Source organism: Vibrio sp. V43_P6S15P86, assembly GCF_009904725.1.
Classification (GTDB): domain Bacteria; phylum Pseudomonadota; class Gammaproteobacteria; order Enterobacterales; family Vibrionaceae; genus Vibrio; species Vibrio diabolicus.
On record NZ_WXWT01000226.1, the window covers coordinates 1 to 6136 of the forward strand.

Sequence of the window (6136 nt, forward strand, 5' to 3'; positions counted from 1 at the left end):
TTCTAAATCTCAAGGCACTTTGTAAGTTCTCTCAAAACTTCATTTAAATTATATATTTGAGAATTAACAGATCCTTTCCTACGCTTATAACTGGTTGATCTATCGAATGCCGTTTCTTCGAAAATCAATCACGTAGGACGATAACTCTAACGAATTGGACACGTTATTTCAGGTCACTCCTGATTAAACATGGATCATACAGGAAGGATACAAATGGCAAATAAACTCACAGTTCTTGCTTCCGTCGTAGCGGCTTCTACTGCGATGATGGCAACATCAGCTCAAGCAGCAGACACTACTCTGGACAAAGTCACAAAACAAGGCTTTCTTACTTGTGGCGTAAGTACCGGTCTACCTGGTTTCTCTAACCCTAACTCAAAAGGCGAATGGGAAGGTATCGACGTAGAATATTGCCAAGCACTGGCTGCAGCCGTTCTTGGGGATAAAACGAAAGTTAAATATGTACCCCTAACCGCAAAAGAACGTTTCACTGCGCTTCAATCTGGTGAGATTGATGTGCTTTCCCGTAACACGACCTGGACTCTCCACCGTGACACTGCACTGGGCCTAAACTTCGTAGGTGTGAACTACTACGACGGTCAAGGCTTTATGGTGAAGAAGGAACTTGGTTTATCAAGTGCTAAAGAGCTTGATGGTGCGTCGGTATGTGTTCAATCAGGTACAACAACCGAGCTAAACCTTGCAGATTATTTCCGCAACCAAGGCATGGCGTACAAACCAGTGGTATTCGACACAGCGGCGCAAACTTCGAAAGGTTTTGATGCGGGACGCTGTGACGTATTAACAACTGACCAATCTGGCCTTTATGCACTACGTTTGAATTTGAAAGATCCGTCCTCTGCGGCCGTTCTTCCAGAAATCATCTCTAAAGAGCCACTAGGTCCAGTCGTTCGTCAAGGCGATGATCAATGGTTTAACATCGCTAAGTGGACATTGTTTGCGATGATTAACGCTGAAGAATACGGTATTAGTTCGAAGAATGCAGATGAAATGCTGAAGTCAACAGATCCAAACATCAAGCGTATCCTCGGTGTTGATGGCCCTAAAGGCAAAGGTTTGGGTATCCGCGACGATTGGGGCTACCAAGTTATCAAACAAGTTGGTAATTATGGTGAAAGCTTCGAACGTACAGTCGGTACTGGTTCGCCGTTAGAAATCTCTCGTGGCGTTAATGCGTTATGGAATGCAGGCGGCTTTATGTACGCGCCACCAATCCGATAGAAAGAGTTAATCAGGGCGGTTCATGCCGCCCTTTTTCTTGATTATATCTCACTGTATGAGTAAGGATCGCTCATTGGATGGCGAAAAGCGCTCGCTTGGTGGAACGGCTTTAAAGGTTCGTAAGCCGCTAGACATGAGAGCGTTATTCTTTAGCCAGCAAGGACGAAACTTCGTTATACAGGCCGATATCTATAACTAAGGTTTGAGGTTATCGCTGTATGAAACCGACACAAGATGCATCGCCAAGTACGATGTCCAAACCGAGCGGAAGCAAGAGCTTGATTTATAATCCCGCCTTTCGTTCTGCTATTTTCCAGATCATTGCCATAGCTGCACTGGTATTTTTCTTTTACACGATTATTAACAACGCACTGAACAACTTAGATGCTCGTGGGATCGCTACGGGTTTCGGTTTTTTAAATCAAGAAGCCGGGTTTGGTATCGGGCTGACGCTAATTGAATACGATGAAACGTACTCTTACGGCAGAACGTTTATTATTGGCCTTCTAAATACGGCGCTGGTCTCCGTATTAGGTATTATTCTGGCTACCGTGATTGGTTTTACCATGGGGGTCGCTCGCCTTTCTTCTAACTGGTTAGTGAGTCGCTTGGCTGCTGTTTATATCGAAACGTTCCGAAATATCCCACTTCTTCTACAAATATTTTTCTGGTATTTCGCTGTTCTTCAAGCATTACCCTCACCTCGTCAAAGCTTGAGCCTTGGCGAAGCCATCTTCTTGAATGTTCGTGGTTTATATTTTCCAGCACCAGAAATGGAGCCAGGCAGTGGCTTTGTTATTGCTGCATTAATCTTCGGGGTGATCGCCAGCTTGCTGATTAATGTATGGGCGAATAACAAGCAACGCCTAACTGGGCAACAAACGCCAATGGGAAGAATAGCTTTAGGCTTAGTCGTTGGCCTTCCGCTGATTGTCTACTTCCTTGCTGGTATGCCAATTTCACTAAATTATCCTGAACTGAAAGGGTTTAACTTCCAAGGTGGTATTAGCATTATTCCTGAACTTGCCGCACTACTTTTGGCATTGAGCGTTTATACCGCCTCCTTCATTGCCGAAATTGTACGTTCTGGTATTAATGCGGTTAGCCATGGTCAAACGGAAGCGGCGATGTCGCTGGGCTTACCACGCGCGAAAACTTTAAAGCTTGTTGTCATTCCGCAAGCGTTACGAATTATTATTCCACCTTTAACCAGTCAATATCTCAACCTCACCAAAAACTCATCGTTAGCGATGGCGATTGGTTATCCAGATCTTGTCTCTGTCTTTGCTGGTACTACCCTGAACCAAACTGGGCAAGCGATTGAGATCATTGCGATGACGATGGGCGTGTACTTAACCTTAAGTTTGATTACGTCTGCATTAATGAACTTGTATAACCGTAAAGTCGCGCTGGTGGAGAGATAATATGAGTACTCATCAATTTCAACCGGATCTCCCGCCACCAGCCAATACCGTCGGCTTTGTTGGTTGGATGCGGAAAAACCTATTTAATGGACCTGTCAATTCCATTGTTACCGTAATTCTTGCTTATCTTGTCTTTAGTGCAATTTGGCATATCGTTGATTGGGCGTTTATCAACGCGGACTGGATTGGTTCGACGCGTGACGACTGCAGCCGAGAAGGTGCTTGCTGGGTATTTATCAGCGTGCGCTGGGAGCAGTTCATGTACGGTTTCTATCCTGAGTCTGAACTGTGGCGCCCTCGCCTTTTCTACATCACATTGGCTATATTTACTGTGTTGCTAGCGTATGAAAAGACACCGAAACGGATTTGGATTTGGCTTTTCTTCGTAAACATCTACCCATTCATTATCGCTGGGCTGTTATACGGTGGGATATTTGGGCTAGAAGTGGTCGATACACACAAATGGGGCGGATTGCTCGTTACGCTCATCATTGCGCTAGTGGGTATTGTAGTTTCATTACCTATTGGTGTGGTACTCGCGCTCGGTAGACGTTCGGAAATGCCAATCATTCGCAGTATTTGTACTGTCTATATTGAAGTTTGGCGTGGTGTGCCACTGATTACCGTTCTGTTCATGGCTTCCGTTATGCTGCCTTTGTTTATGTCCGAAGGGTCCGAGACAGACAAACTTATTCGCGCTCTTATTGGTGTGGTGATGTTTGCCTCGGCTTACATGGCCGAAGTAGTACGGGGGGGCTTACAAGCGATTCCAAAAGGCCAATATGAGGCTGCCGACGCACTTGGGTTAGGTTATTGGAAAAAAACAGGGCTTATTATCTTGCCGCAAGCGCTGAAGATTACGATCCCTTCTATCGTGAACACGTTTATCGGATTGTTTAAAGACACCAGTTTGGTTCTTATCATTGGTATGTTTGACGTACTAGGTATAGGACAAGCAGCAAACACCGACCCTGACTGGCTAGGCTTTGCTACTGAAAGTTATGTATTTGTCGCGTTAGTGTTTTGGGTATTTTGTTTTGGCATGTCGCGTTATTCGATATGGCTTGAAAACAAACTTCATACCGGTCACAAACGATAACTCATCAAGCTCAAGGACGTATTATGACGCAACAACAAGACTATATGATCCAATTGAAGGACATGAATAAATGGTATGGTGAGTTTCACGTACTAAAAAATATTAACCTCGACGTTAAGCGCGGCGAGAAAATCGTTATCTGTGGCCCATCAGGGTCAGGAAAATCAACGATGATTCGCTGTATTAACCGCCTCGAAGAGCACCAAGCTGGCAGTATTTATGTTTCCGGTACGGAATTAACTGAAGATTTGAAAAATATTGAAGCTGTGCGCCGTGAAGTGGGCATGTGCTTTCAGCACTTTAATCTCTTCCCTCATTTAACCGTACTGGAAAACTGTACGCTCGCGCCTATTTGGGTGAAGAAGATGCCTAAAGATGAGGCAGAAGCGGTCGCGATGAAATATCTGGAACGCGTTAAAATTCCCGACCAAGCAGAGAAATATCCTGGCCAGTTGTCTGGTGGTCAGCAACAACGCGTGGCGATTGCCCGTTCATTGTGTATGAACCCTAAAGTTATGCTTTTTGATGAACCAACATCAGCGCTTGATCCGGAGATGGTTCGCGAAGTGTTGGATGTAATGGTCGAACTAGCAGAGGAAGGCATGACCATGCTCTGTGTGACACATGAAATGGGGTTTGCGAAAGAGGTTGCCGATCGCGTGATATTTATGGACGCAGGAGAGATCATCGAAGAGAACAACCCTGTTGATTTCTTTGAAAAACCTCAATCAGATCGAACTCAAAACTTCCTAGCGCAAATCTTACATCACTAAGATATTTTGCAATTGGCATAATAAAAGCACTGATTTCAATGAAGTCAGTGCTTTTTGTTAGTAAATTCAAAATTCTGTGTGACAATCACTATGACTTTGCTCTGCAGTAATATTGTGTTACAAGTTGTCAAATACATAACATCTTATTTCTATTATTATTTTATCTAAGTTATGCATGGTTAGGGCTTGATTTTTTGAACTTTCAATCCCATAAATGTACTTAAAAGAAAGTCTCTTATCGAGGAAGATTATGAACAGTCCAATGTTTACCCGCACTTCAACACAAGAAAGTGCTCTACAAACAAACAAAGTATTGCGTAACACTTACGCACTACTTTCAATGACGCTTTTATGGTCGGCAGTCGTTGCTGGCGTAGCAATGGCATTTAACCTGCCACATCCAGGAATCATCCTAATGTTGGTTGGTTTCTACGGCCTGTTATTCTTAACAGAGAAAAACCGTAACAACAGCCTTGGCCTTGTGTTTACGTTCTTATTCACTGGTTTCTTAGGCTACACTATTGGTCCAATCTTAAACATGTACATCGGTGCAGGGATGGGCGATATCGTATTAACCGCTCTAGGTGGTACGGCGCTATCTTTCATGGCGGCATCAGCTTATGCACTAACAATAAAACGTGACCTATCTATGATGGGCGGCTTGATGCTATCGCTGTTTGTTGTGCTTGTTGTGGGTATGATTGCAAGCTTCTTTATTCAATCAACCATTTTACACTTGGCGTTGAGCAGCTTGTTTATCATTTTCTCTACTATGGCGATCCTGATGACAACACAAAGCATTATTCGTGGCGGTGAAACAAACTACATTTCTGCGACAGTAACTTTGTATGTATCAATCTACAACATCTTCATCAGCCTACTAAGCATTTTAGGCATCATGAACGACGATTAATCGTTTCTCGTTAAGTAGAATCAAAAAGCCCGAAGGTATTTTCCTTCGGGCTTTTTCTTTGTCAGTGATTAAGTACATTACGCCTGTTCGACTGCTAACTCGATAACTTCATCAGCCTCAGGGTTTTCTCTAAAACGTCTCACTTTAATCGTATCTTCACCCAACATGATTTGCTTGGCGATTCGATGCATACCATCAAAAACGCGGTAATCATTGGTTAAAATTACGGGATACGACAAATCGGCATTGTTGATGCGTTGGCAATGCTTCGCGATCTCACGACAGGTTGGCTGTGGTCCATCATCACTAAACCAGGTCACTTCATTAGGGCCTTTGATATCATCAATAGCAATTTCTTCTACAGGTAGGGACTCCGCGAGCTCCCAAATACGCTCGATAGACCAAATGGATTTTACGTTGTCATTTATTTCGATGTAACGTTGTTTCGACATGACTAACTCCTTGTCATCGTTATTGTTTACAACCTGAATGTAGGTTGCTTATCAACCAAGAGAATATCGGTCTATAAGAGCAAACACAACGTCGTAAGCTATTCATTCACCGATAAAATCCCATATTCAGACAAGTAGCCAAGAAAAAACCAAAACAAAAATGAATAAGCCTAGATATCCATGCAATGTTATTGGTAATCACCCCGAAAAATTTCTAACAAACTGAATAGTTT

General features: G+C 43.4%; 7 protein-coding genes. 6 read left to right on the forward strand and 1 reads right to left on the reverse strand.

Annotated elements, in window-relative coordinates; translation table 11 throughout:
• Positions 1–213: 213 nt before the first annotated feature.
• From CAG69_RS09945 to CAG69_RS09965, 6 genes are all read left to right on the forward strand, one after another.
• Positions 214–1242: an amino acid ABC transporter substrate-binding protein gene (locus tag CAG69_RS09945; RefSeq protein ID WP_136976584.1), complete on the forward strand. Its 1029-nt coding sequence runs from the start codon at positions 214–216 to the stop codon at positions 1240–1242.
• Between the two features lie 73 nt (positions 1243–1315).
• Positions 1316–1441 carry a hypothetical protein gene (locus CAG69_RS22655; RefSeq protein ID WP_262601749.1) on the forward strand — a complete coding sequence of 42 codons (126 nt, stop codon included), beginning with the start codon at positions 1316–1318 and terminating at the stop codon, positions 1439–1441.
• A 19-nt stretch (positions 1442–1460) separates the two neighbouring features.
• A complete protein-coding gene (locus CAG69_RS09950; RefSeq protein ID WP_161444005.1) occupies positions 1461–2666 on the forward strand; it encodes an amino acid ABC transporter permease in 1206 nt (401 codons plus the stop codon).
• Position 2667: 1 nt separating this feature from the next.
• Positions 2668–3765, forward strand: a complete 1098-nt coding sequence (locus CAG69_RS09955; protein WP_161444007.1) for an amino acid ABC transporter permease — start codon at positions 2668–2670, stop codon at positions 3763–3765.
• 23 nt (positions 3766–3788) lie between these two features.
• On the forward strand, positions 3789–4538 hold the full coding sequence (locus CAG69_RS09960; RefSeq protein WP_161444009.1) for an amino acid ABC transporter ATP-binding protein: 750 nt from the start codon (positions 3789–3791) through the stop codon (positions 4536–4538).
• Between the two features lie 250 nt (positions 4539–4788).
• Complete coding sequence (locus CAG69_RS09965; protein WP_161444011.1) at positions 4789–5451, forward strand: Bax inhibitor-1/YccA family protein; 663 nt, start codon at positions 4789–4791, stop codon at positions 5449–5451.
• 77 nt (positions 5452–5528) lie between these two features.
• Here CAG69_RS09965 and CAG69_RS09970 read toward each other — a convergent pair whose 3' ends face one another.
• Entirely contained in the window at positions 5529–5903 is a 375-nt protein-coding gene (locus tag CAG69_RS09970) for a hypothetical protein (protein WP_005396572.1), read from the reverse strand.
• Positions 5904–6136: the final 233 nt, after the last annotated feature.

What these genes read in the sequence shown, in the direction of transcription:
- CAG69_RS09945 (WP_136976584.1), top strand. Translation starts at nt 214, where the DNA reads ATGGCAAATAAACTCACAGTTCTTGCTTCCGTCGTAGCGGCTTCTACT.
- CAG69_RS09950 (WP_161444005.1), top strand. Translation starts at nt 1,461, where the DNA reads ATGAAACCGACACAAGATGCATCGCCAAGTACGATGTCCAAACCGAGC.
- CAG69_RS09955 (WP_161444007.1), top strand. Translation starts at nt 2,668, where the DNA reads ATGAGTACTCATCAATTTCAACCGGATCTCCCGCCACCAGCCAATACC.
- CAG69_RS09960 (WP_161444009.1), top strand. Translation starts at nt 3,789, where the DNA reads ATGACGCAACAACAAGACTATATGATCCAATTGAAGGACATGAATAAA.
- CAG69_RS09965 (WP_161444011.1), top strand. Translation starts at nt 4,789, where the DNA reads ATGAACAGTCCAATGTTTACCCGCACTTCAACACAAGAAAGTGCTCTA.
- CAG69_RS09970 (WP_005396572.1), bottom strand. Translation starts at nt 5,903, where the DNA reads ATGTCGAAACAACGTTACATCGAAATAAATGACAACGTAAAATCCATT.